Consider the following 26,277-nt stretch of genomic DNA (forward strand, 5'->3'; position numbering starts at 1 on the left):
GTTTCCGCTCGGCCGGGAGGACAATCTGTGCCGTCGGTGGCCGTGGCGTTTCGAGCCCACCTTTCAGGCGTGCCGCTGAGCGTAGAGACGGAACTTTTACTTGAGGAGTGTGAGTCGTGTGACCGCGACTGTTTCGAAGCCGCAGCAGATTGCTGCCAGGGCGGTGGACGTGACGAAGCACTACGGAACGGGCGAGGCTCAGGTAGCGGCTCTGCGCGGGGTGAATGTCGAAATCATCGGTGGTGAGTTCACGGCGGTCATGGGCCCCTCGGGTTCGGGCAAGTCGACCCTCATGCACTGCCTGGCGGGTCTGGACCATGTGACGTCCGGAGAGGTGTACGTCGGTGACGCCCAGGTCAACGGTATGTCCGACAAGGAGCTGACCAAGCTTCGGCGAGGCCATATCGGGTTCATCTTCCAGCAGTTCAACCTCATCCCGACGCTCACCGCGGAGGAGAACATCCTCCTGCCGCTGAAGATCGCCGGTGGTACGCCGTCGAAGGACTGGTTCGACCGGGTCATCGACACGGTGGGCCTGGCCGGGCGGCTGCGTCATCGTCCGACCGAACTCTCCGGCGGGCAGCAGCAGCGGGTCGCCTGCGCTCGAGCGCTCATGGCTCAGCCCGATGTGATCTTCGCCGACGAGCCGACCGGCAACCTGGACTCCACCTCGGGCGCCGAGGTGCTCAAGTTCCTCCAGCACTCCGCCCGTTCACTCGGACAGACGATTGTCATGGTCACGCACGATCCGGTGGCGGCGGCCTATTCCGACCGCGTCATCTTCCTCGCCGACGGCCAGATCGTCGACGAGATCACCGAACCGACGGCAGAGGCCGTCCTGGCCATGATGGGCAAGATCGACGCCCAGGCACGGGTGGCGTGATGCTGACAGCTACCCTCAAGAGCCTTCTCTCCCGCAAGCTCCGGCTCCTGATGTCGGGTCTGGCCGTCGTCCTCGCCGTGATGTTCGTGTCCGGTTCCATGGTCATCAAGGACACTCTCGGCCGTTCCTTCGACGCCCAGTTCACCGGCGCCTACGAGGACCTCGACCTGCACGTCTCGCTCAAGCCCAAGGTCAAGGCCGAGGCGGGCGGGCCTGCCTCGGTGGTGCCGGCGCTGGACGCGGCGGCCGTGAAGCGGGTGGCCGCGGCCTCCGGAGTGGACAAGTCCCTCGGGATCGTCAAGGTCGAGGGCGCCCGCGTCCTCGGCAAGGACCACAAGCTGGTGCCGAGCACCGGCGGCCCCCGGTACGGCGAGGGCTGGCGTGGTGAGAGCGAGCTGCTCAGCCTGCGTTCCGGCCGCGGACCACGGGCCGCCGAAGAGGTCGCCATCAACGCCACACTGGCGGAGAAGGCCGGATTCAAGGCCGGGGACCGTATCGATGTGCTGACATCCGAGCCGAAGCAGTCCTTCACCGTCGTCGGCGTCTTCGGCTACTCCGAGGGCCGTGACTCCATCGGCGGCGAGCAGACGGTGGCGTTCACCGAGCCGGTCGCCCAGCAGCTCATGCTGGGGAAGACCGGCGCGTTCTCCGGTATCGGCGTCGTCACCGACTCCGGTGCTTCGGCCGCCTCCGTCAAGGGCGCGCTGGTCAAGGAGCTCGGAAACGACTACACGGTCGCCACGGGTGCGGAGTTCGCCAAGAAGGAGTCCGACAAGTCGAGCGCCATGCTCGACATGATCAGCCAGCTGCTCCTCGGGTTCGCCGGGATCGCGGTGTTCGTCAGCGTCTTCCTGATCGTCAACACCTTCTCGATCATCATCGCCCAGCGGCTTCGGGAGCTGGCCCTGCTGCGGGCCCTGGGCGCCAGCCGGCGACAGATGATCAACTCGGTGCTGCTGGAGTCGTTCGCGATCGGGCTGGTCTCCTCCGTGCTCGGTCTGGCCGCCGGTGTCGGAGTGGGCGCGCTCGGCTCCAGCCTCGCGGGCGGCTCGATCGAGGGCCTTGAGGTCGCCTCTCTCGGGGTACCCGCGAGCGCGGTGGTCACCTCCTTCGCGGTGGGCATCGTGGTGACCATGCTGGCCGCGCTCTTCCCGGCCCTGCGGGCCTCGCGGGTGGCGCCCATCGCGGTGATCCGGGCGGCCGCGACCCCGGATCACAAGGGACGCAAGCAGACCTGGACCGGTGCGGTACTCCTCGCGCTCGGCGTCGTCCTGGTGACGGTCGCTCTGGTCGGCTCCAGCGGAATGTCGACCATGCTGCCCGCGGTGATGCTGAGCTTCGTCGGCATCGCGCTGCTGGCGCCGCTGGTGAGCCGGCCCGCGGTGTGGGCGATCGGTGTGCTGTTCTCCCGGGCCCTTCCGGGGCAGCTCGGTCGCCGCAACGCGGCCCGCAACCCCCGCCGTACGGCGGTCACCGCCTCGGCCATCATGATCGGTGTCGCCCTGGTCACCGCGGTGAGCACGCTCGCCGCGTCGTTCGAGAGCAGCGTCACCGACGAGTTCAAGGAGACGCTCAAGTCGGACCTGGTGGCCAAGGGCGACGGCCCTTCGGCCCAAGGCGCGCCCATGGACCCGGACGCGCTGGCCCAGGCGGCCCGGGTGCCTGGAGTGAAGCAGATCGCGATCGCGATGCTCGACTCGGGAACGGTGGACGAGAAGGCCCAGAAGGTCACCTCCTGGCAGGACTGGGACAAGGCGCGTGACGTCCTCGGTGTGACCGCGAAGCAGGGATCGCTGCTCCCTCCGGCCGCCGGCAGCGTCGTCATGGACGAGGCCTCCGCGAAGGCCCACAGCGCCGAGGTCGGCGACAAGATCACCGTCCAGCTGCAACGCGGGGAGCCCCGCACCTACCAGGTCGCGGGCATCTTCGAGAACTCCACGTTCACCAACAGCATCGTGGTGCCCTGGGACGACGCCCGGACCGGCTTCGGCGGCAAACTGCCGTCGCAGGCCTTCTTCGAGCTGGAGGAGGGAACCGCCACGTCCGCGGTGGTGCCGCGGATCGACGAGCTGCTCAAGGACAGCAGCCCCGAGGCCAAGGTCATGACCAAGGCCGAGGTGAGGGACGAGTTCAGCAGTGCCTTCGCCCTTCAGGTCACCGTCGTGCAAGCGCTGCTGGGTGTGGCCATGCTCATCGCGGTGCTCGGCATCATCAACACGCTCGCCCTGTCCATCCTGGAGAGGACCGCGGAGCTGGGCGCGCTGCGCGCCATCGGCCTCGGCCGCGGACAGACCGTGCGCATGATCATGACCGAGTCGATGCTGATCTCGCTCTTCGGCGCGGTGCTCGGGCTGGCGGTCGGCAGCGTACTGGGCCTCGCGATGTCCCATGCCCTGGAGGATCAAGGCGTCAGCCATCTGGCGCTCCCCTGGTCGCAGATGCTGGCCTACCTGATCGGTGCCGCGGTCGTCGGCATCATCGCTTCGCTCGCCCCCGCACGGCGCGGCGCACGTCTCAACGTGCTGCACGCCATCAGCCACAGCTGATCGAGCCGCGCGCGAGGGCGGCGACATGACGGAGGGGTGGAGAGAAAGTGGCCCCCGCCTGGCTCTCCACCCCTCTTCTCTCCCTGGCCGCCACCGGACACCTCCGGGGAGAAGGCCGCAGGCCTCCGGCCGGCCTCGACGGCCCCACCGAGTGCTCCACCGCCAGGACCGCTGACTTCGTCCGGTCGGCCGCTTCCTGTCACCGACAGAGAGAACGTTCGCATGACCGTGCTGGCAGCCTTCAGCTTCGAACACACCTCCCGCTGGCTGCTGCTCCTGCTGTTGGCGGCGGCGCTGCTCGGAGTCATCGTGCTCGGGGTCTCGGCGGTCTCCCGGCGGCTTCTCGGCATACGGGTCGGCCCGCTGCGCGCTCTCTGCGCCGGCCTGGTGGGACTCGTCGTGATGACCGTCCTCGAGCAGATGATGCGGAACGACCAGGGCAGCGAGGCGCTGTACAGCGTACAGATCGCGCTGTCCGTCCTCGCCGCGATGGTCACCCTGGTCGTCATCGAGGTGTTCCTTCCCTACGGCAGCTGGTCGCGGTCCCTGCAGATCTGGCGGGCCATGGTGGGCCGGCTCAACCGGACGCGCCGCTACTCGCAGATCAGCCGGATCTTCATGCGGCACGGCCTCGGCGGAATGCTGCGCGGCCGGGGCAACTGGGACCGCGCCCTGCGGCCCGGCGTGTACGGCGAGCGGACGGCTCGGTCCCTGCGGCTCGCGCTGGAGGAGTGCGGTGGCGCCCTGATCAAACTGGGCCAGGCCCTTTCCACCCGTCGCGACATGCTCCCCCCGCACTTCATCGCCGAACTCAGCTGTCTCCAGAGCAGCGTGCCGGCCGCGCCCTGGCCGGAGGTCGAGGCGGTGCTCCACCGGGAGCTGGGCCGGCCCGTCGAAGAGGTCTTCGAGTGGATCGAGCATGTCCCGCTCGCGGCCGCGTCCATCGCCCAGGTGCACCGCGCCAGGCTCCACGGGGGCCCCGTGGTCATCGTCAAGGTGCAGCGCCCCGGCATCAGGGAAGCGGTCGAGCGTGATCTCGACATCGTCCTCGCCATCACCCACAGCCTCCAGCAGCGCGCCCGGGCCTCACGGGCGCTGGGCATGAAGGACCTGGGCGACGGATTCGCCAAGTCACTGCGTGAGGAGCTGGACTTCCGTATCGAGGCCCGCAACTCGACCGCGATCGCCGATTCGTGCGGAGCCCTGGAGGACGGCGCGTCGGTCCGCGTCCCCCGGGTGTACTGCGAGTTCACCACGGCCAGGGTCCTGGTCCAGGAGTGGCTGCGAGGGGTGACGTTCGACCGTGCGGGCGTGGTCGCCGACCGCAAGGGCCTGGACCGTCAGGAACTGGCCCGCACCGCCTTCGCGTCCATGCTGCATCAGATCCTGCGGGTGGGCGTTTTCCACGCCGACCCGCACCCGGGCAATCTGCTGCTGCTCGACGACGGGCGGATCGCCCTGCTCGACTTCGGATCGGTGGGGCGTATCGAGCCGTCGGTGCGCCTGGCCATCCAGGAGCTGCTGGTGGCCGTGGGCAGGGGAGACTCGGCCGGTCTGCACGACGCGCTGATCGCCATGCTGGGCACCCGGGCCACGGGTGGGGATCTCCTGCTCGACTCCCTGCTGCTGGAGCGCGAACTGGGGCAGTTCATGGCGCACCACCTCGGTGCCGGCGCCCAGCCGGACACGGAGATGTTCACCGCCCTCTTCCAGATCGTCACCCGGTTCGGACTGTCGGTGCCGCCCGAGGTCGCCGCGGTCTTCCGCGCCCTTGCCACGATCGACGGCACACTGGGCCAGCTCGCTCCCGGCTTCAACATGCTGGACGAGGGGCGGACGTTCGCCGCCGCGATACTCGCCGACCAGTTGGGGTTCCGCGGGGCGGGCGCGTGGCGGCGCGAAGGGGAGCGCGGGTTCGCGTCCGATTTCGCGTCCCTGATGAACGGCGCCGCCGAAGAGGTCTATTCGATCCTGCCGATGCTGCGCCGGCTGCCCAGACGGGTCGAGCGCATCGGCGCGTCACTGGAGGACGGACGGTTCGCGGTCCGGGTCAGGGTCCTCGCCCACGAGGGGGAACAGCGCTTCGTCTCCGGGCTGATCCACCAGATGACCGTCGCTCTGCTGGCGGCGTGCACCGGGCTGATGGGAGTGGTCCTGGTGGTGTTCGGTACCGGCCGCGGCCCGCGCGTCGCCGACCAGGTGGGGCTGTTCCCGCTGCTCGGGTACCAGTGCCTCGCGGTGAGCGCGATCCTGATGCTTCGGGCCCTGTACACCGCGATGCGACGGCCCGGCTGATCCGCCTCGGCTGACCCGCCTCGGCTCCTGTCGGGGCCGCACGAAGGGCCGTCCGGCGCCGACGAGCGCGTGTTCCCAGCGCGTGTTCCCCTACGCGAGGGGTCACCAGGGGTTCACAGCGGTGGCCCACGCCGTCACCAACCTGGCCCACGAATCGCCGCATCCCGCCCTTCCCGCCCGGGCCGCGCGCCCGGGAGGCACGCGTCTTGCAGCTTCCTGCCTCGTCCATTGCCCCTGTACTTCAGATGCCTTGATATGGACTGGAAGATATGGAGAGCCGGTGCTTCGGCGCCGGAGTCCAGTGAGGCCGCTCGCGGCACGCTGGTAGAACAGGGGGCGGTATGCACGAGCGTGAGTTCCGCGCTTTCGTGTCCGTGGCCGAATTCGGCCGCATGGATCAAGCTGCGAAGGAGCTGGGCTATTCGCAGCCCGCCATCAGCTACCAGATCAAGTGCCTTGAGCAGATGTTGGGTTCCAAGCTGTTCACCCGGGACTCGACGGGCGCGCGGCTCACCCGGGAGGGCCGCATGATCCTGCCCTCCGCCCGGGCGGTTCTGACCCTCATCGACAGCATGAAGGGTGTCTGCGCGGTATGAGCGGATGAGCTCCGGAGCCGGCCTCACGAGCCGGGTCCGGAGCCCTTGTCCGGCGGTCGGACCACTTCCCGAGAACCCGGTCAGGAGCCTCTGGCCGACGGGGGGTCTCCTGACGGGTCCGATCCAGCCGCGGCGTACAGGCGAACGGTCTTCGGCCACAAGTGACGGGGGAAGCTCATGAGGATGAACGGCGGGACCATGCGGGAGCGCACGGCCGAGCTGCTGGCGATACGCGCGGAGGTGCGGGAGGGCAACGCCCAGGGCACCGGACAACAGCACGCCAAGGGCAAGCTGACGGTGCGCGAACGCATCGAACTGCTCCTCGACGAGGGCTCGTTCAACGAGGTCGAGCCGTTGCGGAGGCACCGGGCCACCGGATTCGGCCTGGAGGACAGACGGCCGTACACCGACGGCGTGGTGACCGGCTGGGGAACGGTGCACGGGCGGACGGTCTTCGTGTACGCCCATGACTTCCGGATCTTCGGCGGTGCGCTGGGCGAGGCCCACGCCACGAAGATCCACAAGATCATGGACATGGCGCTGGCCGCCGGAGCCCCGCTGGTCAGCCTCAACGACGGTGCGGGCGCCCGTATCCAGGAGGGCGTCTCGGCGCTGGCCGGGTACGGCGGCATCTTCGAGCGCAACACCCGGGCGTCCGGGGTGATCCCGCAGATCAGTGTGATGCTCGGCCCGTGCGCGGGCGGCGCGGCCTACTCCCCAGCGCTCACCGACTTCGTGTTCATGGTCCGGGAGACCTCGCAGATGTTCGTCACCGGCCCGGACGTCGTGAAGGCGGTCACCGGCGAGGAGATCACCCAGAACGGCCTCGGCGGTGCCGATGTGCACGCCGAGGTGTCGGGCGTGGCGCACTTCGCCTACGACGACGAGCCCAGTTGCCTCGCCGACGTCCGCTTCCTGTTGTCGCTGCTGCCCGACAACAACCGGCAGGCCCCGCCGGCCGTCCCCGCTTCCGACCCGGCCGACCGCCGGTGCGAGGCACTCCACGACCTGGTGCCCACCGAGGGCAACCGCCCGTACGACATGCGCGAGGCGATCGAGGAGATCGTCGACGACGGCGAGCACATCGAGATCCACGAGCGCTGGGCCGTCAGCGTGATCTGCACGCTGGCCCGGCTTGACGGACAGGTGGTCGGCATCGTCGCCAACCAGCCGCAGTCCATGGCCGGGGTGCTCGACATCCACTCCTCGGAGAAGGCCGCGCGCTTCGTCCAGTTCTGCGACGCGTTCAACATCCCGCTGGTGACCCTCGTGGACGTGCCCGGCTTCCTGCCCGGTGTCGGGCAGGAGCACGGCGGACTGATCCGGCACGGGGCCAAGCTGTTGTACGCGTACTGCAACGCGACCGTGCCCCGTATCCAGGTCATCCTGCGCAAGGCGTACGGCGGGGCGTACATCGTGATGGACTCCCGGTCCATCGGCGCCGACCTCTCGTACGCCTGGCCGTCCAACGAGATCGCCGTCATGGGGGCCGAGGGCGCGGCCAACGTGGTCTTCCGCCGTCAGATCGCGGCGGCGGACGACCCGGCCGCCGTGCGCGGACAGCTGGTCAAGGAGTACCAGGCGGAGTTGATGCACCCCTACTACGCGGCGGAGCGGGGCCTGGTGGACGACGTCATCGACCCGTCCCGGACGCGCGGGATCCTCATCAGTTCCCTGGCGATGCTTCGCGAGAAGCACGCCTCCCTGCCGGTACGCAAGCACGGGAACCCGCCGGTATGACGGACACCGCGGGGACACCTCTGGACGGCCCCCTGGGGCCCGCGCTGATCAAGGTCATCCGGGGAAACCCGACGCGGGAGGAGCTGGCCGCGGTGGCCGCCCTGCTGCTGGCCCGAGACGAGGGCGCCGGCCGCCGGGCCCGCCGCGTCGCCCGTACGCGGGCCGCGCGCTGGTCCGCGTCACGGGCCGACGTCCGGTCGCCGCGGTCCTGGATGTCCGAGGAGTGAGCCGCCCGGACACGCGCCGGACGCCGCGCGCCCACCGCCTCGGAACCCGGGTTCGATCCTGGTGCGCCATGCTGGCCCCATGACACGTAAGGGGTGGGCCGTAGCAGCCATGGCCTGGGGCGTGATGGCGGTGCTGTTCATGGGGGCGACCCTCTGGGTGGGAGCGCTGGGAATCGTCCGGCTGGGACTGGCCGGGGACGAAGTGCGAATACGTCTCTCGCAATGCCGGCTCAAGGTCGAAGGTCGCGGGGGGAGCCACAACGTATGCGTGGGCACGCTCGCGGACGGCGCGAGCGTCGGCACGGTGAAGGCGGGACACGACGCCGAGGCGGGAGAGACCGTAGCGGCTGCCAGGACGCCGTTCGGGGGCTATGCGGTGATCGACACCAGTGTCACGTCATGGGGGGTGGGCGTCCTGTATCCGCTGCTGCCGCTCATGGCTGCGGGGCTGACTGGCTACCTCGCTGTTCGTGCGGCGCGCCGCTGCTTGAGGTGGAACGTGTCGAGCGCCGTGCCATGAGAGTGGTGGCAGCCCCGGTGATCGGGGTCTCGGAGTGCCGAATGAGCTGTTCACGGTCCCTGGCTCGGCGGCGGGCACGGGGCGGAAGCCTCCGCGGTGTCCTCGATCAGCCGCCGGAAGGCGACCGTGTCGAAGACGTCCTCCATCCGTACGGCCCGGCCGTCGCGCAGCGTCCACGAGTGGACGAACCGCAGCGTCGCCGTCCGGCCGTACAGCGACGTCACCTGCCGGGTGCCCAGCACGATGACGCGGTCGCCGGAGGCCACGAACTCCTGCGGCTCCAGGCGCATCCCGCCGATGACGCCCGGCACGTGCCGAAGGAAGGCCAGAACACCGGAGTGCCCGTGGCGGGTGCCGCCCAGGCCGTGATCGGCCATCCCCTCGGGGTGGACCCACTCGATGTCCGGTGCCAGGGTCTTCAGCAGCGCGTCCACGTCCTGGGAGTGAAAGGCACCGTAGGCGGCGCGGATCACGTCGACGTTCGCCGCGCCACCGGCTTCGCGGTTGTCCTGTTCGTACGTTTCCTGGTGCATCGGATGCCAACGCTCCTCAAGGACGGATCAGGTGCTCGGGATACAGCGCTTCCAGGGTGCGGCGGATGCCGTCGCGCCAGCCGACCCGGCAGGGGCCGGTCAGTTCCTGGCGCCTGGCCGGGTCGAAGCGGTAGGTCTCCCGCGTCACCTCGCTCGGCACGAGCTTCGCCTCGACGCCGGTGAGCTCCTCCAGGTGGCGTACGCAGTCGGTCATCCCGACCGACTCGTCGCCGCCCCAGTTCACCAGCGTCGCCGGCACGGAAGCGGACCGCCACAGGTGCGGCACGTGGGCCACCAGGTCATCGGTGTACAGAGGGGAGAGCCAGTTCTGACCGCTGACCGGCACGGGTATGGGCTCGCCCGCCAGCATGCGCTCGAAGTACAGCATCGGCACGCCGCCGTACCCCCCGGGTCCGTACGCGATGTTCAACCGGGCGATCGTGGTGGGCAGCTCCAGGACCTGGGCGAAGGCACGCACGGTTCCCTCGGTGGCGATCTTGCCGACGGGATAGGCGGGCAGCCAGTCGGCGACGCCGTCGACCGGGTCGGACTCCGTGTACAGGTGGTCCAGACCCTGACGGGCGTAGAGGGCGCCCGTGGAGACGTACAGGAACGCCTCCGCCGTCCAGCAGTGGGTCATCAGTCGCCCGGTCGCCGTGGAGTTGACCTCGATCGCGGCGTTGAAGTCGCCGTCCTCACCGCGACGGACCGCGGAGTGGATGACATGGGTGAAGTCGTCCGGGAGGCCCTTGAGGGCCTCGCCCGACAGGTCGTCCATGTCCCACTGCCAGGTCGTGATGCCCTTCTCGTTCAGCCGGCGCTCGACGCCCGGTGCGCCGAACCGGCCGAGGCACCAGACATCGTTGTGCTCCGCGAGGGACTCCGCCACCGGACGGGCGACCTGCCCGGTGCCCCCGGTCACCAGAATCTTCTTTCCGTACACCGCTACCACGTCCTCACTTGTCGTCATCGGTGACCGCGGTGCCCCGGGGCACGGGCCCGTCCGCCTCGGCCAGGGAGCGGGCGAGCTCCCGGCGCAGAACGGCCTGGAAGGCGTCCACGTGGCGGGGACCCATCAAGGTGTAGTGCTCACCCGGGACTTCGACATACCGGCTGGGCTCTCTCGTGTACGCGTCCCAGCGCCGCAGCTCGTCGTCCAGCCACTTCTGCCGGGTGCCCCGCAGCGGATGTGCGTGGAAGACCGTCATGGTGCGTACGGTGCCGCCGGGTTCGTAGCCGCGGCCGAGGTCGGTCAGGCGGTCGGCCAGCTCGGCCCAGGCGCTGAACCGCGGAAGATCCAGATCGAGTTCGGCCATCCGCTGTGCGGGGGCGATCTCCATCAGCAGGGTCAGCTGCTTCTCCCTGGGCAGGCCGCGCAGAGCCTTCGGCAGCTCCAGCGACCGCCGCTTGTCGATCAGGCCGAGGAAGAAGGCGAGATTCGTGGCGGTCTCGGCGAAGTCCAGCTCCTCCATGCGGTACTTGATGTGCGGCGGCAGATTGAACGAGCCCAGGAAGTCGACGCGCTCGCCGTCGCCCTCCAGAATCTTCGCCATCTCGAAGGCGACGGCGGCGCCGAAGGAGTAGCCGGCCAGGGCGTAGGGGCCGTGCGGCTGCCGCGCGCGGACGGCGTCCACATAGCCGCGCACCATTTCCTCGAAGGTCGTGAACGCCTTCTGGCCCTCGTCGAATCCGCGGGCTCGCAGCGCGTAGAAGGGCCGTTCCCCCACGAAGTATCTGGCGAGGTTGACGAAGACCAGAACCTCGCCGACGCCCGGGTGGACGCAGAACAGGGGCGTCCCGGCCCCCGTCGTCTGCAGGGGCACGACCGGGTCGTACTCCGTCTCGCGCAGGCTCGGCCGGCGGGCGGGAGCGGTCAGCCGGGCGGCGAGCGAGCGGACCGTGGGAGCCTTGAGGACGGCGGTGATCGGCAGATCCGCGACACCGAGTCGCCGGGTCACCCTGCTGCGCAGTTGGAGCACGTCCAGCGAGGTGCCGCCGAGGTCGAAGAAGCTCGCGGTGGCGCTGATCGAGCCCACCGGTGCGGCGAAGACGTCCGCGAATATCTCCGCGAGGACGCGTTCGGTCTCGCCCTCCGGCGCCGCGTGGCCGCCGAGCATGCGCACGCTCAGCTCGTCGCAGGTCCGTTCGACGTCACGGTACGCGCCGGCCTCCAGCCGTCCGCGCATCAAGCCGCGCTGGATCTTGCCCAGGCTGGTCTTGGGGAAGGCCTCCTTCGGCAGCGGCAGGAGGAGGCCCGGGCGGAAGCCGCAGTGCAGGATCACGCGGCTGCGCACGGCGGCCGTCACCCGGTGCAGTGCGACCTCGTCGTCCGCGGGGACGTCCGGATGGAAGGCGATCACGAGCTGCTCGGTGTCGCTGCCTTTCCGGCGGGTGGGGAACGCGGCCACGTACGACGCGCCCACCCCGTCGACCTGCTCCAGCGCGGTCTCGATCTCCTGGCTGTAGTAGTTGACGCCGTTCACGATGATGCTGTCCTTGCTGCGGCCGACCAGGCTCAGGCGGCCCTCCTGGTCGACGCTGCCCAGGTCGCCGCTGCGGAACCAGCCGTCCGTGGTGAACGCGTCACGCGTGGCCGTCTCGTCGCGGTGGTAGCCCGGGGTGATCACGGGCCCCTTGAGCTGGAGTTCGCCCACCTCGCCGACCGGGAGCTCGCGGTCCCCCCGGAGGTCCTCCGCGTCCGCGATCCGGATCCGCAGGCCGGGGACCGGGGTGCCCAGGGTGGCGAACTCCCGGCCGCGGTCGGCCTCGGGGAAGCCCTGGGAGTAGACGCTGCCCGCGCAGGTCTCGGTCATTCCGAAGGCGGGCCAGAGGGAACCGGGGCGCAGCCCGTACGGGGCGAAGCGGCGGAGGAACTCCTCTCCGGTCGCGGTGACCACGGCCTCCCCACCGCTGACGACGTGCCGCAGCCGGCCCAGGTCGAAGGCGTGCCCGGCGGATCCGGCCGGGGGCGGTCCGGCAGCCCCGGCAGGGGCGCGGTCGAGGTCTTCCGCCGCCGAGTTGAGCAGACCGAGGAGGAAGTTGGGCATGAAGGTGACCGTCACACCATGGCGCGAGACGAGCCGCAGGGACTCCAGGGGATCGCTCAGGACGACCGAGGCCTCGACGTGGACCTGGCGAGCGCCGTGGGTCAGCGGGAGCAGGTGGCACTCCAGCAGCGCGGCCACGTGGTCGAAGGAGACCCAGTTCAGGGTGGTGTCGTCGGTTGTCAGCCGGTGGTGGCCGTTCTTCGCCGCCATGGACGCGAGGAGATTCGCGTGGGTCAGCACGACCGCCTTGCCCGCGCCTGTCGAGCCGGAGGTCATGACGAGGACGGCAGGGTCGTCGGCGTGCGCCGACCAGGCCGGGTCCGCGTCGGGCCCCAGGTCCGCGTGCGTCGCGGCCAGCCGCTCGTATCCGGTGACGGCGAGGCCGGCCACCGGCGGCAGTTCCGCGGCCAGCGATTCCGTGGTGACGACCAGGGGGCCTTCCAGCAGGGCGTTCACATGGCTGAGGCGGGTGCTCCATTGCTCCGCGTCACTGCGCAACGGGGCCATGGGGCAGGGCACATAGCCGCCCAGGACCGCACCCCAGAAGGCGGTGATGAAGTCCCTCGGCCGTTCGAGCAGCAGGACAACCTTGTCCTTCGGCCTGAGGCCCCGGGCGGCCAGTCCCGCGCGGACGCGCTGAGCGTCGGCCAGCAACTCCGCCGGGCTCTGGTCGTGATAGGACGCCCGGGCCCCGCCGAGGCAGTAGCGGATGCCCGCCCCGGAGTGTTCGTCGACGGCGCGGAGCAGCAGATGGGCGATGGACTGTGAGCATGAGGCGTGCACAAGCTTCTCCGTTGCTCCGTCTGCGTGGCGAGTGGGAGTTTCTGCAGCCCTTACGAGGCCCGGCGAGAAATGAACGGCCGCGCGATGACATTCCTTCGGAGGCGACCGGAGATGTCCCCGGTCGATGTGCTGTTCGCTCCTTCGGCGACCGGGCCGGCCGGTTCGCCGGCCAGAGCGATGGAGGCCGTCCACCCGTCCGGCGCCCCGGCGTCGCCCACCCACCAGGTGGCCGGCGTCCCGGGCCAGGGAGCGGTCATCCGCGCGGGTCCGGGCTTCCAGGCGTGGCTCTCCAGCGCGCCGAGACCGGAGGTGATCCCGGTCCCGACGGCCTTGAGTGCCGCTTCCTTGCGCGTCCAGCAGAGCAGGAAAGCGCGGGACCGGCCCGGCTCGTCGGGCTGGGACAGCACGAAAGTGCGCTCACGGGACGTGAGCGCGGCATCGGTCAGCTCCCTGGCAATCGTACGGCCGTTTAGTTCCACATCAATTCCGACGTGGAATGGAGACAGGGCGAGCATCCCCAGTCCCTTTGCATGGGAGAGGCTGATATGTAAAGGGGTGCTCGGGTGAATTATGGCGGGCGGTCCGTGGTCGGCGTCTTCGTATTCCGCGCGGGGGCGTCGGCCGAGCACCAGCTCGTCTGCGGAAATCTGGAGGAAACCAGACAAGATGCGGCGCATGGCGGCCCGGCAGATGACGAACTCCGCGGCTTTGTCGGCAGACCTGAAACGTCGCGCCCGCACGCGCTCGCTGTCGCTGAGGAGAGTCAGGTCATCCGCCATGTCCGCATCGGCTGAGACCTTCCACCACCACACCAGGGCGTCCGCGGCCTCGAACCCGTCCGGCGTGAACATGCCGATGGGGCGCGTCGTGGCGGTACGGGCTGTAGTCACGAGTTCATCGTAAGAAGGGGGTCAGACAGTCCAGTCCAGATCTGTCCAGAAGTGGACAGCTGAGGATACGGCCTGCGGGGATATGGTCATGCTCGGCGAGATAACCGGAACCGGAATCTTCGATTTCGCCCTCTGGAGGCAGTTTCCTGTCGCCGGGATCGGCCGGTCGCCCGGTTCGGGGTCCAACCTTCGGCACGCCTCCGCCGGCGGTGTGCCGAAGGTTCGGGGCGAGGCCGCGCGGCACATGGGCCCCGGCGCTCGTCGGCTGGCTTCCCTCCGCGCGAAAAGGGGGCCGCTGAACGGGTCGAACCCGGCAAGGTGAGCGCCGATTGGTGTGTTCTGTCCGATTCTCAGGGCCTTTTGTGTGTCGTGGGTGCCCGAGCGAATGTGCACGACGGTCCGGTCCGTCTCATGACTGTTCGGCTGCTGTTGACTCATTGTCCGGATTTCAGCGAAAGAGTGGCCACTCCCTTGCTTCCCTCGACCCCGCCATGGCTCTGACCTGCTACGAGAAGATCGGGAAGTTGCCCATGTGAAACGCCATCTGATACTTGTTGACGTGATCTGATCGCTCGAACTAAGTTTGAGAACAGATCACTCGCCCAACCGTGGTGAGTTTGATGGTTCAACTAAATGGCTGTACTGGTCAGGAATTCGGGGGATTTCCATGGCGGTAAAATCCTGGAGTACGGGCGCGAGAGACGCGGCTGAGGGCGGGGCGGGGGACGGTGAGGCACCGGTCCGGGGCGCGAACTGGGACGTGCGCGATCTCGACGGTTCGGTGGAGGCCGAGACGAATACCCCGGCCGTCCACCTCGAACAGGCATTGCTGCAGGCCCATGCCCTGATCGAGTCGACCGTGACCCTTCATCGCCGGCAATCCGGGGTGACTCCGCGCGTCGTTCGCACGGATGCGTCGCCGTTCGGCGCTGTACTCGACGAGCTCACCCGCCAGGCCCGTCACTCGGTGTGCATCGTGCTGACCGGACCCGGCGAGCTGGCGGACATCGTGCCCCGGCTGCTGGCGTGCATTCCCGACCGCGCGATGGTCCGGGTGCTGTGCGCTGCCGACCCGGCATTGGAACCGACGCTCGCGGTACTGCGGCGCTCGCAGGCCACGGGGCTCGGTATCCGGACATCCGACAGCGATCTGCGCGAGACGGTCGTGGTCGACGGGACCGCGGCGTTCGTGCGCGCGGACGTCACGGCGGGAGGTCAGGCCTTCGTCGTGAACGACACGGCGACGGTCCGCACGTTGGAGCTGCTGTTCGCGGGCGCCTGGTCCCGTGGACGCAAGCTCGACAATCCGTTCACTGTCAGCCCGCGCCTGCGTACCGCACTCACCCACCGGATCCTGGAGCGGCTACGGGCGGGCGACACCGACGAGACCGCGGCGGGGGAGTTGAAGGTGTCCCTGCGCACCTACCGGAGGTACGTCGCGGAGATCATGCGGGAGCTCGATGCGAACTCCCGCTTCCAGGCCGGAGTCCGGGCTGTCGAAGTCGGCCTGCTGTCAGGCTAGGGCGCAGCCGAGGTCACCGAACCGGGGCCGGAACCTGAGCCAGGATCAGAGCCGTGGTGACGCATTGCGCGGACAGGCGGGAAAGATCGCGTACGTCATCCCCCTTCCGGAACGCGAGCCCGGGGGACGACGGAATGCCACCCCCGTCCCCACCGGCGGCGGGGCGCGGTCCCGGTGCCTGCGCATCAAGGTTTCGCGGGGACATCGCAGGCCTTTCCACGGCAGGCGCTCAGCCGCTTTCCCGGCCTGCTGCCCGTTTTTCTGGCCGATTGTGCGCAGCACCCTGATGCTGCTCGACCATGCCGATGTCACTGAAAAGAACGGACTTCCAAGCTTCCATGGGACAGGAAAGCGAACTGGGCCACGCTCTGCTGCAGGTGCAGGCACTCATCGAGTCAACCATCGCCATTCAGCGCGACAGGTCCACGAAGGAGCGCCTGATCACTTCGCTGGACGGTGACTACGAGGTCATACTCGACACCGCGGGCCAGTTGATCCGCAGCGCGACCAGGGGAATCGACATCCTGCACGCCCGCCCGCCGAGGCCCGGCGAACTGGATGAGATGAACAAGGGCCGTGGTGAGGAGCCGGAACGCGAGCTGATCTACGAGGCGAACGAGCGCGTCTCGGTACGACTGCTGACCACGCCGTCGATGCTTGACGAGGAATACGTACGCGAACAGCGCGACAAGGAGTATCCGGCAGCGATCCGGGTCGCTCGGTTACCACCGCTTCAGGCGCTGATCGTCGACGGCCGGACGGCCCTGGTCGTGGCCGATTCCGCGGCCGGCCGCTACGCCTCGTTGATCCGGCTGCCGGAAATGCTGAATACCCTGAGCATCCACTTCGAGAGCGTCTGGCGGAATGCCGCGCCCGCCTGGGAAAGGATCGCCTTCAACTCCTGGGGACGAGCCGAGCTCGCGCGGCGTATCCTCAGCGCGCTGCGCGCCGGGGTCACGGACGAGGTGGCCGCCCGTGAACTGAGCGTGTCGGTGAGGACGTACCGGCGCTACGTCGCGGAGATCATGGTGCTGCTCGGAGCCACTTCCCGCTTCCAGGCCGGCGTCCGCGCCGCCAAGTTGGGTCTGCTGCCCCCGCCGCCGTCCCGCTCGGACGCCGGCGGCGCACCGTATCCGGCGGACAGCCGCGAGGCTCACCGGCAGCTTCCTGAAACACATGTTGCGCCCGGTTGCCCTGGCAAAGCCGAGTAGGCGGAGCAGGCACGGAGGCCGGGGCGGGTCGCCGGGGCGACCCGCGAAGGGAAGCCGCGTATGTCCGGCGACCGCTTCCGGTCGGGCTCAGCTGCCTGAATGCCCGTCATCGGAGGACGAGGTTTCCGCCGGGTTGTCCGGTTCGGCGTCTTCCGTCACCAGTGCGGCCAGCGCGTCGACGTACTGGGTCAGCAGTTCGGACCACGGGGTTGCCCTGGCGCACAGCATGGCTTGCTGTTCTCGCACGTGCCGCTGGTCGATCTCGTCCAGCACATCCAGTGGGTGCGGCACGGGTGTCTCATTCATGATGTCTCCGATGAGTGGATTTCGGGGGCAGTTCAGGTCCCGCATTCACACACTCAGCCGGGCTTCTTTACCCGATCCCGCGTCAGTCTATGGCCCCCTGTACGGGTTTCGTCCAGGCCCGGTGCAGCATCCTGCGGCCCTGGGGCGCCCCGCAATCCTTCACCGCCCTCGTCAGATCGTGCCGCCCCCGCCCCGATCGCCCCGGTATGCCCGGAGGAACGTCCGTACCCCCTCGATGACGAGTGGACGTACGCGGGCGTCCTGTGCGGCGTTCGCGGAGCCGAGGCGGTCCAGAGCGACGCCGAAGGTCAGCGCGAGGAACTGATCGGCCGCCAGCCGGGGGTCCGGGGCGTCGAGCAGCCCGGCCTCGGCGAACGCGGCGAACCGCTCGGCGATCGCCTCGTCGGGGGTGTCCGCCATGGGGTTGTAGTCCTGTGGCGGCAGGTGGCCGGACTCCGTCCGGACCAGGCGCTGCAGCGTCGCGTATTCCGCCGAGCCGAGCATGTCGGTCGCGATGCGCAGCGCGAACGCGACCAGGGCGTCCTCCAGTTCGCCGGCCTCGGTGATGCCCGTGAGGGTGTCGTCGAGGGTGCGCCGGACCGTGGTGACCAGCGACTGGCCGACCGCGTCGACGACCGCCCGCAGCAGGCTCCGCTTGTCGCCGAAGTAGTCGTAGACCGTCCGCTTGGACACCTCCGCCCGGGCGGCGACCGCGTCGACGCTGGAGCGGTCGAAGCCGTCGGCGAGGAACAGTTCCCGGGCCGCCGACAGGATGGCGGCCCGCTTCCGTGTGGACCCCTCGCGCAGGGTCTTGGTGGTCGGCATGGGCTCATCCTAACCTTTCTACACTGCACGGTGTAGTGTAGTTCTGGCTCGGTGCGTTCCGTGCGCGTTCCTCCGTGTGCGGGCGACTTTGCCCGCCCGCCGGGCCGTGACGGAAAGGACCTCCATGACCACGACTCCGGCTCCCCCGCTCCGTATGGGGAAGGCCGCTCTCCGGGCCCTCGGCATCCTGGCGCCGGCCACCGGCGCCCTGGAATCGGTGGTGACGCCGACGCTCCCGCTGCTGCGGCGCGAGCTGGACATGAGTCACGCCGAGGGGGCGCTGCTCAGCATCGTGCTCCTCGTCACCGGCGCGCTCATCACGCCGGTGGCAGGGAAGTTAGGCGACCGCTACGGCGGGAAACGGGTGCTCGTCCGGCTGATGGCGGTGGTCTGCGTCGGTGGCCTGGTGTCCGCCCTGGCGCCGAACCTGCCGGTGCTGCTGCTCGGTCAGATACTGCAGGGAGCGATGGTGGGCGCGCTGCCCCTGTCGTTCATCCTGGTGCGCGAACACCTCCCCGAGGGGGAGTCCAAGGTGGCCATCGGGGTGGTCAGTGGGCTGTTCGTGGGGGGCACGACGGCCGGAACACTGGCGGCCGGACCTGTGGCCGAAGGGCTGTCCCGGCACTGGATGTTCGCGCTGCCGACGTTCGCGGTCATCGGAGCCACGGTGCTGGTGCACAGGACGATGCCGCAGGATCCGCCGCGCCGGTCGGACGGCGGCGGGCTCGACTGGCCCGGCCTGGCCCTCCTGAGCGGAACGCTGGTCACGCTCATGCTCGCCCTCGCGCTGGCGCCCGGCCTCACCGCGCGGCCCCTCGTGCTCGTCGCCCTCCTCGTGGCACCGGCCGCCTTCGCGGCCGGATGGGTGGCGGTCGAACGCCGCGCGCCCGCGCCGATGATCGATCCGCGCATGCTGGGACGCCCGGAGGTGTGGAAGGCGTGCGTGCTGACGTTCATGATCTGCGTCGGTACGTCCGTGGCGGCCTATCTCGTCCCCGCGCTGTTCGCGGTGTCCGCCGACGCGTACGGGTTCGGGGCGAGCGCCACCCAGATCGGCCTCTTCCTGCTGCCCGGCGCCGTCGCGGCGTCGCTGGCCGGGCCGGCCGGCGGGTTCGGGGCGCGGCGGTTCGGTTCGCGTGCCGTGGCCGCCGCCGGGGTCCTCGTCATGGCCGTCGGCCTGCTCGGCCTGGCGGCCGTGCACACCGAGGTCTGGCACCTCGTCCTCGGCAAGGCGCTGATCGCGCTCGCCAACGGCCTCTGTGTCACGGCGACGGTGACCAGTACCGCCACCTCCGTGGACCGCGGCGACACCGGCGTCGCCACCGGCCTGGTCCTGGTGACGCGCGTGATCGGCTTCGCCGTGGGGGTCCAGATCAGCGGCGCGATCCTCACCGCCGGAACACCCGCGGGGTCGGATCTCCCGGCCGAATCTGCCTTCGTCGCCGGCTTCGTCCTGGCCGGCGCCGTCACGGCGCTGTCCCTGCTCGTCGTCCGCACCCTGAACAGAGGAGCCAAGGAATGACCCGCACCGATCAGTTGGCGAACGCCTCCGCCGCACGCGGACGTACGGTCCTGATATCCGGGGCCAGCATCGCGGGGCCCGCCCTCGCGTACTGGCTGAACCGCTACGGATTCGCGGTCACGGTGGTCGAGAGGGCGGGCACGGTCCGCGACGGCGGCTATCCCGTCGACGTGCGCGGCACCGCACTCGACGTCGTGCGGCGGATGGGGATCCTGCCGCGGCTGCGGGACGCGCACATCGGTCTCCGCCGGCTGACCTTCCTCGACGAGGACGGCGCCGAGGTGGCCTCGGTGGACCCGCACGCCGTCACCGGCGGGGTCGCGGGAAGAGACCTGGAGGTGCGGCGCGGGGTGCTGGCCGGCGCCATCCACGACGCGGTCCGGGACGACGTGGAGTTCCTGTTCGGCGACTCCATCGACACCCTCGACCAGCACCGCCACGGGGTCGACGTCACCTTCCGCGGGGGCGCCCGCCGCACGTTCGACCTGGTGCTGGGGGCGGACGGGCTGCACTCGCACACCCGCGCCCTCCTGTTCGGACCCGAGGAGCGGTTCCACCGCTATCTCGGTTACTGCTTCGCCGGGTTCACCCTGCGCAACACCTTCGGGCTCGTCCGTGAGACCACGATGTGGAACGCCCCGGGCCGCGCGGCCGTGCTGTACGCCGCGGGCGACGACGACGATGTGCACGGCTTCCTCAACTTCGCCCGCGCGGAACCGCCGTTCGACGCCTTCCGCGACCCGCAGGCCCAACGGGACCTGGTGGCCGAGGTCTTCGACGGCGCGGGGTGGGAGGTCCCGGGCCTGCTCGCCGCCCTGCGCGACGCGGACGACCTGTTCTTCGACGTGGTCAGCCAGATCCGCATGGACCGCTGGTCCAGCGGCAGGGTCGCGCTGGTGGGCGACGCCGCGTACGCGCCCTCCTTCCTCACCGGCCAGGGCTCCAGCCTCGCCCTGGTCGGCGCGTACATGCTGGCCGGCTCCCTGGCGGCCGAGCGGGGCCATGCCGCGGGCTTCGCCGCCTACGAGCGTGACACCCGTGGGTTCGTGACCCTGAACCAGGACCAGGTCGGCAGGGGCGAGGCCGCCCTCTTCCCGGTCACGGCCCGGGCGCTGGAGCGGCGCAACGCCATGCTGCGCTCGCTGGGCTCCATGCCGCCCCCGGCGGAGGGGCGGCCGGCCCACGAGGCGTTGGTGCTGCCGGAGTTCAGGCTCCCGGGGTGAGCGCCGCCCCGGTCCGCCGGGGGACCCGCAGGGGGTTGCCGTCGCGGAGTTCGGGGGGCAGGAGGGCGTCGGGGAAGGACTGGTAGCAGACCGGGCGCAGCCAGCGTTCGACGGCGAGGGTGCCCACGCTCGTCGTCGAGGGCGAACTCGTCGCCGGCCACGGCCCCCCGTGCACCATCGCGTGGCACACCTCGACGCCGGTGGGCCAGCCGCCCCACAGAACGCGGCCGGCCCGTTCCTCCAGCACCGGCAGCAGCCCGAGGGCCGTCGCCCGGTCGGTGTCCGCCGCGTGCAGGGTGGCCGTCAGCTGACCGTCCAACTCGGCCAGCAGATGCAGGAGTTCGTCCGTGCCCGACCAGCGCACGACGAGCCCGGCCGCGCCGAAGACTTCGCCGGAGAGGTCCCCGTGCGCGGTGTACGTGGCCGCGTCGCACGCCAGGACGACGGCGGCCGGTGCGTGCGGGCCGGCCCCGGCCGCGCCCCGCGCCACCTCCCGTACGCCCGGTACGTCCTCCCACCGCCGTACGCCCTCGGTGTAAGCCCGGGCGATGTCCGGGGTGAGCATGGTCTGCCCCTCCGTGGCCTTCACGGCCCGGGCGGCGGCGGAGAGGAAGGCGTCGCCCGCCGGCCCGGCGGGCAGCAGCAGGAGGCCGGGGTTGGTGCAGAACTGCCCGGCGCCGGCCGTCAGCGACGCCACGTACGCGTCGGCCGCCCGCCCCGGCTCCGCGAGGGCCCCGTCGAGCATGATCACGGGATTGACCGCGGACATCTCGGCGTGGACCGGGATGGGCGTCGGGCGCGACCGCCCGGCGGCGATCAGCGCCAGCCCGCCGGCCCGGGAGCCGGTGAACCCCACCGCGGTGATCCGCGGATCGCCGACCAGGGCGAGTCCGACGTCGTGACCCCGGCCCACCAGCAGGGAGAACACACCGGCCGGCATGCCGGTGCGCGCGGCGGCGGCCGTGACGGCGCGGGCCACCGCCTCCCCGGTGCCCGGGTGCGCGGGGTGCGCCTTGACCACCACGGGGCAGCCGGCGGCCAGCGCGGACGCGGTGTCGCCGCCCGCGACCGAGAAGGCCAGCGGGAAGTTGCTCGCACCGAACACGGCCACCGGGCCGAGGGGGACGCGCCGGAGCCGTACGTCCGTGCCCGAGGGGCCGGAGTCGATCCGGGCGCCGAGGGCGCTCCCGCTCCTGACGAGATCGGCGAAGAGGCGCAACTGCCGACAGGTGCGCCCTCGTTCACTTATCAGCCGGGCCCGAGGGAGCCCGGTCTCCCGGGCGGTGAGTGCTAGCAGGGCGTCCCCGAGGGCCTCGATCTCCTCCGCGCAGGCGTCGAGGAAGGCCGCCCGCCGCTCGGGCGGCAGGGCGCGGAAGGCGCGGGCGTCCGCCGCGGCGAGCCGGGCCGCCTCGGCCACCTGCTCCGTCGAGGCGTCCCGGAGCGGGGGGCCGAACGGTACGCCGGTCGCGGCGGTGACCGCGTACCAGGCGTCCCCGGGGCCGGGTACCTCGCGACCGGCCAGGAGCGAGTGCCCGGTCAGGAGCGAGTGCCCGGTCAGGGTCGCGTTGTCGAACGGGGGCGCGTTCTCGGTCAGGGGCGGGTTTCCGGTCGGGTTCACAGCGATGCGTCTCCCTGTGCGCACCGGTGGGCGGCGCGCCGTCGTCGGGTGCCCGGGTGAAAGTCACCGGGGCGGTGGCGTTGTCCTCGGGTCGTCCGGATGTATAGCCTAAGCAATGGCATGTGACATTGCACTAAGGAGCGGCCATGAAAGTCGTCGTCGTCGGAGCGGGCATCGTGGGCGCCGCGTGCGCGTTCCACGCCGCCGCGGCGGGGCTCGACGTCACGGTCCTCGACCGTGGTCCCGTCGGCGCGGGCACGACCAGCCGGGGGGAGGGCAACATCCTTCTCTCCGACAAGGAGCCAGGCCCCGAACTGGAGCTGGCCCGGCTCAGCCGTGACCTCTGGGACGAGGCCGGTGAGGAACTCGGCCCGGAAAAGGTCGAGTTCGAGACCAAGGGCGGCCTCGTCGTCGCGAGCACCCCCGAAGCCCTCACCGCCCTGCACGCGTTCGCCGCGCGCCAGGCGGCAGCGGGTGTCCGCACCGAAGCCGTCGAACACGTCGGCGAACTCGAACCCCACTGCGCGCCCGGCCTCCCCGGCGGTGTCCACTATCCGCAGGACGCCCAGGTGCAGCCCGTTCTCGCGGCGGCCGCACTGCTGAGCGCCGCGGTCCGGGGCGGAGCCCGGACGCACACCGGCGAGGCCGTGGCCGCGGTCACCGGGGCCGACGGCAGGATCACCGGAGTGCGCACCGCCGACGGTACGGTGCTGCCCGCCGACGCCGTGGTCAACGCCGCCGGCACCTGGGGCGGCGAGGTCGGCCGCCGCCTCGGCGCACCCGTCGAGATCCTGCCCCGCCGGGGCTTCGTCCTCGTCACCGAGCCGCTGCCGCCGATGATCCGGCACAAGGTCTACTCCGCCGACTACGTGGCCAACGTCGCCTCCAGCGACGAGGGTCTGGAGACCTCGTGCGTCGTCGAGGGCACCCGCGCGGGCACGATCCTGATCGGCGCCAGCCGCGAACGTGTCGGCTTCGACACCGCGATGAACCCGGCCGTGGTGGCCACGCTCGCCGCCCAGGCATGCCGCCTCTTCCCGTTCCTGCGCGGCGTCCACCTGATCCGCGCCTACCGGGGTTTCCGGCCGTACTGCCCGGACCACCTGCCGGTCATCGGCCCCGACCCACGGGTCCCCGGCGTCGTCCACGCGTGCGGCCACGAGGGCGCCGGGATCGGTCTCGCCCCCGGGACCGGCGCCCTGGTCACCTCCCAGCTCCTCGGCCGCCCGTGGCGCGGTGCCGATCCGGCCGCCCACACCGGCCTCCTGCCCGACCGATTCCTCACCCCCGGAGGTGTGCCGAAGTGACCGGAGCGAGCGAAGTGACCGCGTTCACCGTGGACGGCGAACCGTTGCCGTTCGTACCGGGACAGACCCTGGCCGCCGCGCTCGTCGCCTCGGGCCGGGTCGCCTGGCGGACCACCCGGGGCGGGCAACGGCCCCGGGGGATCTTCTGCGGGATCGGCGTCTGTTACGACTGCCTGGTGACGGTCGACGGAACGGGCGGGCAGCGCGCCTGCCTGGTGCAGGCCCGCGCGGGCATGGCCGTCACGACCGGGGAGACCGACGATGAGTGAGGCCCGCGACCTCGGGATGACGAGCGAGCCCCGCGACCCCGTTGCGTCGAGCGGGTCCGGTGACCTCGTGGTGGTGGGCGCGGGCCCGGCCGGCATGGCCGCCGCCGCCACCGCCCTGGACGGCGGGCTGCGGGTCACTCTCGTCGACTCGGGCGCAGCCCCGGGCGGACAGTTCTGGCGCCATCCCCCGCTCTTCGCGCGGGAAACCGTTCCGACCGCCGATCTGCACCACGGGCTGAGCACCTACCGCGCGCTGTGCGCCACCCTCTCCGCCCACGAGCGCACCGGACGGCTCACGCTGCTGCTGAACCACCACGTGTGGACCACGGCCCGCGACGGGGACGGCTTCACCGTCCACGCCGTGGACCGCGGCCGGGCACCCGAAGAGCGGACCGTCGTGCTGCGCGCACCGGCCCTGCTGGTGGCGACCGGCGCCTACGACCGCCAACTCCCCTTCCCCGGCTGGGACCTGCCCGGGGTGCTCACCGCCGGCGGGCTCCAGTCGCTGCTCAAGGGCGGCGGAGTCGTCGCCGGCCGCCGGGTGGTCCTCGGCGGCACGGGCCCCTTCCTGCTGCCGGTCGCCGCATCCCTCGCCGCCCGTGGGGCGAAGGTCGTCGCCGTGTGCGAGGCGGCGGCGCCCTCTGCCTGGCTGCGCCACCCCGGGGCCCTGCTGCGCAACCCTGCCAAGTGGGCGGAGGGCGCCCGGTACGCGGGCACCCTCGCCCGGCACCGCGTCCCGGTCCGCACCCGCACCGCGATCGTCGGCGCCGAAGGAGCGCAGGGGCGGGTCGCCGTCGTGCGCACCGCCTCCCTGGACGCCGACGGGCGCCCGCTCCCGGGCACCGAGCGCCGGATCGAGGCCGACACCGTGGGCGTCGGCTGGGGCTTCGTCCCCCAGCTCGACCTGCTCCTCCCGCTCGGCTGCGACCTCACCGACGCGGGCGACGGCACCATGGCCGCCGCCGTCGACGACGGACAGCGCACCACGGTGCCAAGGCTCTACACGGCGGGCGAGACCTGCGGGGTGGGCGGGGCCGCGCTCGCGGTGAGCGAGGGCCGCCTCGCCGCCGTCTCGGTGCTCAGCGACCTCGCCGCCCCCGGCCGGCCCGGCACCCGCCGCCCGGCCGCGGAGCGCAGGGCAGTGGCCAGGCACCGCGCCTTCGCACGGGCGATGGCACAGGCACACCCCCTGCCCCCGGCCTGGCCCGCGTGGCTGACCGACGACACCCCGGTCTGCCGGTGCGAAGAGGTCACCGCGGGGGCGGTGCGGTCCGCCCGCGCCGACGGTGCGGCAGCCGACCACCGGCAGGTCAAACAGCTGACCAGAGCCGGTATGGGCTGGTGCCAGGGCCGCATGTGCGGGCCCGCCGTCCACTGCCTCGTCTCCGCCCGCCACCAGCCGTACGCCCCCGCCGAGCGGCTGATCGCGACCCCCGTCACCCTCGGTGCGCTCGCCGATTCCGTCGAGCCCACTTCCGACCCCAGCTGAGGAGTTCCCATGAACCCGGACCGCACCTCCCTCCCCGCCCGCATGCCCTGGCACGGCGTCATCGTCGCGACGAGCCTCCCGTTCGACCAGGACCTCGCCGTCGACCACGGCGCGTACGGGGACAACGTCGCCTGGCTCGCCGAACAGGGCCTGCACGGCGTCGCCCCGAACGGCTCGCTGGGCGAATACCAGACCCTGACGTACGAGGAGCGCGACCGCGTCGTGGAGACCGCCGTCGCCAACGCCCCCGAGGGCTTCACCGTGATGCCGGGCGTCGGAGCGTACGGCGCGATCGAGGCGAGGCGGCACGCGCGGTTCGCCAAGGACGCCGGCTGCCAGGCCGTCATGTGCCTGCCGCCCAACGCCTACCGGGCCGACGACCGCGCCGTCCTGGAGCACTACGCGATGGTCGCCTCCGCCGGCCTCCCCGTCACCGCCTACAACAACCCCATCGACACCAAGGTCGACCTGCGCCCGGAGCTGCTGGCCAAGCTGCACGCCGAAGGGTTCATCGTGGGCGTGAAGGAGTTCTCCGGTGACGTCCGCCGGTGCTACGCCATCAACGAACTCGCCCCCGGACTCGACCTGATCATCGGCACCGACGACACCCTCCTGGAGGTCGGCGTCGCGGGCGCCAAGGGCTGGGTCGCCGGCTACCCCCAGGTCTTCCCGCGCGCCTGCCTCGACCTGTACAACGCCTCCCTCGCCGGCGATCTCGACACCGCGCTTCCGCTCTACCGACAGCTCCACTCCGTACTGCGCTGGGACAGCAGGACCGAGTTCGTCCAGGCGATCAAGCTCGGCCAGGACATGATCGGCCGGACCGGCGGCGGCTGCCGTCCGCCCCGGCAGACCCTGGCCCCGGAGACCGAGGCCGTTGTTCGCGCCGCCACCCAGGCCCTCATCGACGCGGGGGTGAACTGAC

At 70.9% G+C, this 26,277-nt stretch carries 22 protein-coding genes; 15 read left to right on the top strand and 7 right to left on the bottom strand.

What is annotated here, in order from left to right; translation table 11 throughout:
- The first annotated feature begins 109 nt into the window (after positions 1-109).
- The 7 genes from PSQ21_RS28730 to PSQ21_RS28760 all read left to right on the top strand — a co-directional run bounded on the left by PSQ21_RS28730 (position 110) and on the right by PSQ21_RS28760 (position 8,807).
- On the top strand, positions 110-883 hold the full coding sequence (locus PSQ21_RS28730; protein WP_274034187.1) for an ABC transporter ATP-binding protein: 774 nt from the start codon (positions 110-112) through the stop codon (positions 881-883).
- Complete coding sequence (locus PSQ21_RS28735) at positions 883-3,429, top strand: ABC transporter permease (protein ID WP_274034188.1); 2,547 nt, start codon at positions 883-885, stop codon at positions 3,427-3,429. Before PSQ21_RS28730 ends, PSQ21_RS28735 begins: the two co-directional genes overlap by 1 nt.
- Positions 3,430-3,651: 222 nt before the next feature.
- Positions 3,652-5,724: an ABC1 kinase family protein gene (locus tag PSQ21_RS28740; RefSeq protein WP_274034189.1), complete on the top strand. Its 2,073-nt coding sequence runs from the start codon at positions 3,652-3,654 to the stop codon at positions 5,722-5,724.
- A gap of 341 nt (positions 5,725-6,065) precedes the next feature.
- Positions 6,066-6,320 carry a LysR family transcriptional regulator gene (locus tag PSQ21_RS28745; RefSeq protein ID WP_274034190.1) on the top strand — a complete coding sequence of 85 codons (255 nt, stop codon included), beginning with the start codon at positions 6,066-6,068 and terminating at the stop codon, positions 6,318-6,320.
- A 183-nt stretch (positions 6,321-6,503) separates the two neighbouring features.
- On the top strand, positions 6,504-8,060 hold the full coding sequence (locus tag PSQ21_RS28750) for an acyl-CoA carboxylase subunit beta (RefSeq protein WP_274034191.1): 1,557 nt from the start codon (positions 6,504-6,506) through the stop codon (positions 8,058-8,060).
- The gene (locus tag PSQ21_RS28755) at positions 8,057-8,287 is read left to right on the top strand and encodes an acyl-CoA carboxylase epsilon subunit (protein WP_274034192.1); all 231 of its coding nucleotides are present in this window, start codon (positions 8,057-8,059) and stop codon (positions 8,285-8,287) included. Before PSQ21_RS28750 ends, PSQ21_RS28755 begins: the two co-directional genes overlap by 4 nt.
- Before the next feature lie 79 nt (positions 8,288-8,366).
- Positions 8,367-8,807: a hypothetical protein gene (locus tag PSQ21_RS28760; RefSeq protein WP_274034194.1), complete on the top strand. Its 441-nt coding sequence runs from the start codon at positions 8,367-8,369 to the stop codon at positions 8,805-8,807.
- A 50-nt stretch (positions 8,808-8,857) separates the two neighbouring features.
- Here PSQ21_RS28760 and PSQ21_RS28765 read toward each other — a convergent pair whose 3' ends face one another.
- The 4 genes from PSQ21_RS28765 to PSQ21_RS28780 are packed head-to-tail and all read right to left on the bottom strand — an operon-like array spanning position 8,858 to position 14,060.
- The gene (locus tag PSQ21_RS28765) at positions 8,858-9,340 is read right to left on the bottom strand and encodes a nuclear transport factor 2 family protein (protein ID WP_274034195.1); all 483 of its coding nucleotides are present in this window, start codon (positions 9,338-9,340) and stop codon (positions 8,858-8,860) included.
- Between the two features lie 16 nt (positions 9,341-9,356).
- A complete protein-coding gene (locus PSQ21_RS28770; protein ID WP_274034196.1) occupies positions 9,357-10,310 on the bottom strand; it encodes an NAD-dependent epimerase/dehydratase family protein in 954 nt (317 codons plus the stop codon).
- Positions 10,297-13,170, bottom strand: a complete 2,874-nt coding sequence (locus PSQ21_RS28775) for a non-ribosomal peptide synthetase (protein WP_274034197.1) — start codon at positions 13,168-13,170, stop codon at positions 10,297-10,299. The genes PSQ21_RS28770 and PSQ21_RS28775 overlap by 14 nt, the downstream gene beginning before the upstream one ends.
- A 50-nt stretch (positions 13,171-13,220) precedes the next feature.
- Positions 13,221-14,060 (bottom strand): 4'-phosphopantetheinyl transferase family protein, encoded by an 840-nt coding sequence (locus PSQ21_RS28780; protein ID WP_274034198.1) that lies wholly within the window; start codon positions 14,058-14,060, stop codon positions 13,221-13,223.
- A 760-nt stretch (positions 14,061-14,820) separates the two neighbouring features.
- On the opposite strand from PSQ21_RS28780, the gene PSQ21_RS28785 reads away from it, so the two are divergent.
- The gene (locus tag PSQ21_RS28785; protein ID WP_274034199.1) at positions 14,821-15,582 is read left to right on the top strand and encodes a helix-turn-helix transcriptional regulator; all 762 of its coding nucleotides are present in this window, start codon (positions 14,821-14,823) and stop codon (positions 15,580-15,582) included.
- 299 nt (positions 15,583-15,881) lie between these two features.
- The gene (locus PSQ21_RS28790) at positions 15,882-16,793 is read left to right on the top strand and encodes a TrmB family transcriptional regulator sugar-binding domain-containing protein (protein ID WP_274034200.1); all 912 of its coding nucleotides are present in this window, start codon (positions 15,882-15,884) and stop codon (positions 16,791-16,793) included.
- 87 nt (positions 16,794-16,880) lie between these two features.
- Here the strand turns inward: PSQ21_RS28790 and PSQ21_RS28795 are convergent, their stop codons facing one another.
- Positions 16,881-17,099 (bottom strand): DUF6269 family protein, encoded by a 219-nt coding sequence (locus tag PSQ21_RS28795; RefSeq protein WP_274034201.1) that lies wholly within the window; start codon positions 17,097-17,099, stop codon positions 16,881-16,883.
- Between the two features lie 171 nt (positions 17,100-17,270).
- Positions 17,271-17,924: a TetR/AcrR family transcriptional regulator gene (locus PSQ21_RS28800; RefSeq protein ID WP_274034202.1), complete on the bottom strand. Its 654-nt coding sequence runs from the start codon at positions 17,922-17,924 to the stop codon at positions 17,271-17,273.
- A 124-nt stretch (positions 17,925-18,048) separates the two neighbouring features.
- On the opposite strand from PSQ21_RS28800, the gene PSQ21_RS28805 reads away from it, so the two are divergent.
- Together PSQ21_RS28805 and PSQ21_RS28810 are read left to right on the top strand one after the other, a co-directional pair.
- Positions 18,049-19,446, top strand: a complete 1,398-nt coding sequence (locus tag PSQ21_RS28805; RefSeq protein WP_274034203.1) for an MFS transporter — start codon at positions 18,049-18,051, stop codon at positions 19,444-19,446.
- The gene (locus PSQ21_RS28810; RefSeq protein ID WP_274034204.1) at positions 19,443-20,669 is read left to right on the top strand and encodes an FAD-dependent monooxygenase; all 1,227 of its coding nucleotides are present in this window, start codon (positions 19,443-19,445) and stop codon (positions 20,667-20,669) included. Before PSQ21_RS28805 ends, PSQ21_RS28810 begins: the two co-directional genes overlap by 4 nt.
- Here PSQ21_RS28810 and PSQ21_RS28815 read toward each other — a convergent pair.
- Positions 20,653-22,287: an aldehyde dehydrogenase (NADP(+)) gene (locus PSQ21_RS28815; protein WP_274034205.1), complete on the bottom strand. Its 1,635-nt coding sequence runs from the start codon at positions 22,285-22,287 to the stop codon at positions 20,653-20,655. The two genes, PSQ21_RS28810 and PSQ21_RS28815, sit on opposite strands and share 17 nt — an antisense overlap.
- Before the next feature lie 146 nt (positions 22,288-22,433).
- On the opposite strand from PSQ21_RS28815, the gene PSQ21_RS28820 reads away from it, so the two are divergent.
- Genes PSQ21_RS28820 through PSQ21_RS28835 form a run of 4 tightly spaced genes read left to right on the top strand, consistent with a single transcriptional unit; the run spans position 22,434 to position 26,276 of the window.
- On the top strand, positions 22,434-23,594 hold the full coding sequence (locus PSQ21_RS28820) for an NAD(P)/FAD-dependent oxidoreductase (protein WP_274034206.1): 1,161 nt from the start codon (positions 22,434-22,436) through the stop codon (positions 23,592-23,594).
- A 14-nt stretch (positions 23,595-23,608) separates the two neighbouring features.
- Positions 23,609-23,863, top strand: a complete 255-nt coding sequence (locus PSQ21_RS28825) for a (2Fe-2S)-binding protein (protein ID WP_274035993.1) — start codon at positions 23,609-23,611, stop codon at positions 23,861-23,863.
- Positions 23,856-25,352, top strand: coding sequence for an FAD/NAD(P)-dependent oxidoreductase (locus tag PSQ21_RS28830; protein ID WP_274034207.1), 1,497 nt, complete (start codon positions 23,856-23,858; stop codon positions 25,350-25,352). The genes PSQ21_RS28825 and PSQ21_RS28830 overlap by 8 nt, the downstream gene beginning before the upstream one ends.
- Positions 25,353-25,361: 9 nt before the next feature.
- Positions 25,362-26,276, top strand: coding sequence for a dihydrodipicolinate synthase family protein (locus tag PSQ21_RS28835; protein ID WP_274034208.1), 915 nt, complete (start codon positions 25,362-25,364; stop codon positions 26,274-26,276).
- Position 26,277: the final 1 nt, after the last annotated feature.

The organism is Streptomyces sp. MMBL 11-1 (assembly GCF_028622875.1).
Taxonomy (GTDB): Bacteria; Actinomycetota; Actinomycetes; order Streptomycetales; family Streptomycetaceae; genus Streptomyces.

Coding starts and splice junctions, on each gene's coding strand:
- PSQ21_RS28735 (WP_274034188.1), top strand. CDS start 883: ATGCTGACAGCTACCCTCAAGAGCCTTCTCTCCCGCAAGCTCCGGCTC.
- PSQ21_RS28740 (WP_274034189.1), top strand. CDS start 3,652: ATGACCGTGCTGGCAGCCTTCAGCTTCGAACACACCTCCCGCTGGCTG.
- PSQ21_RS28745 (WP_274034190.1), top strand. CDS start 6,066: ATGCACGAGCGTGAGTTCCGCGCTTTCGTGTCCGTGGCCGAATTCGGC.
- PSQ21_RS28750 (WP_274034191.1), top strand. CDS start 6,504: ATGAACGGCGGGACCATGCGGGAGCGCACGGCCGAGCTGCTGGCGATA.
- PSQ21_RS28755 (WP_274034192.1), top strand. CDS start 8,057: ATGACGGACACCGCGGGGACACCTCTGGACGGCCCCCTGGGGCCCGCG.
- PSQ21_RS28760 (WP_274034194.1), top strand. CDS start 8,367: ATGACACGTAAGGGGTGGGCCGTAGCAGCCATGGCCTGGGGCGTGATG.
- PSQ21_RS28765 (WP_274034195.1), bottom strand. CDS start 9,340: ATGCACCAGGAAACGTACGAACAGGACAACCGCGAAGCCGGTGGCGCG.
- PSQ21_RS28770 (WP_274034196.1), bottom strand. CDS start 10,310: ATGACGACAAGTGAGGACGTGGTAGCGGTGTACGGAAAGAAGATTCTG.
- PSQ21_RS28790 (WP_274034200.1), top strand. CDS start 15,882: ATGCCGATGTCACTGAAAAGAACGGACTTCCAAGCTTCCATGGGACAG.
- PSQ21_RS28795 (WP_274034201.1), bottom strand. CDS start 17,099: ATGAATGAGACACCCGTGCCGCACCCACTGGATGTGCTGGACGAGATC.
- PSQ21_RS28800 (WP_274034202.1), bottom strand. CDS start 17,924: ATGCCGACCACCAAGACCCTGCGCGAGGGGTCCACACGGAAGCGGGCC.
- PSQ21_RS28805 (WP_274034203.1), top strand. CDS start 18,049: ATGACCACGACTCCGGCTCCCCCGCTCCGTATGGGGAAGGCCGCTCTC.
- PSQ21_RS28810 (WP_274034204.1), top strand. CDS start 19,443: ATGACCCGCACCGATCAGTTGGCGAACGCCTCCGCCGCACGCGGACGT.
- PSQ21_RS28820 (WP_274034206.1), top strand. CDS start 22,434: ATGAAAGTCGTCGTCGTCGGAGCGGGCATCGTGGGCGCCGCGTGCGCG.
- PSQ21_RS28830 (WP_274034207.1), top strand. CDS start 23,856: ATGAGTGAGGCCCGCGACCTCGGGATGACGAGCGAGCCCCGCGACCCC.
- PSQ21_RS28835 (WP_274034208.1), top strand. CDS start 25,362: ATGAACCCGGACCGCACCTCCCTCCCCGCCCGCATGCCCTGGCACGGC.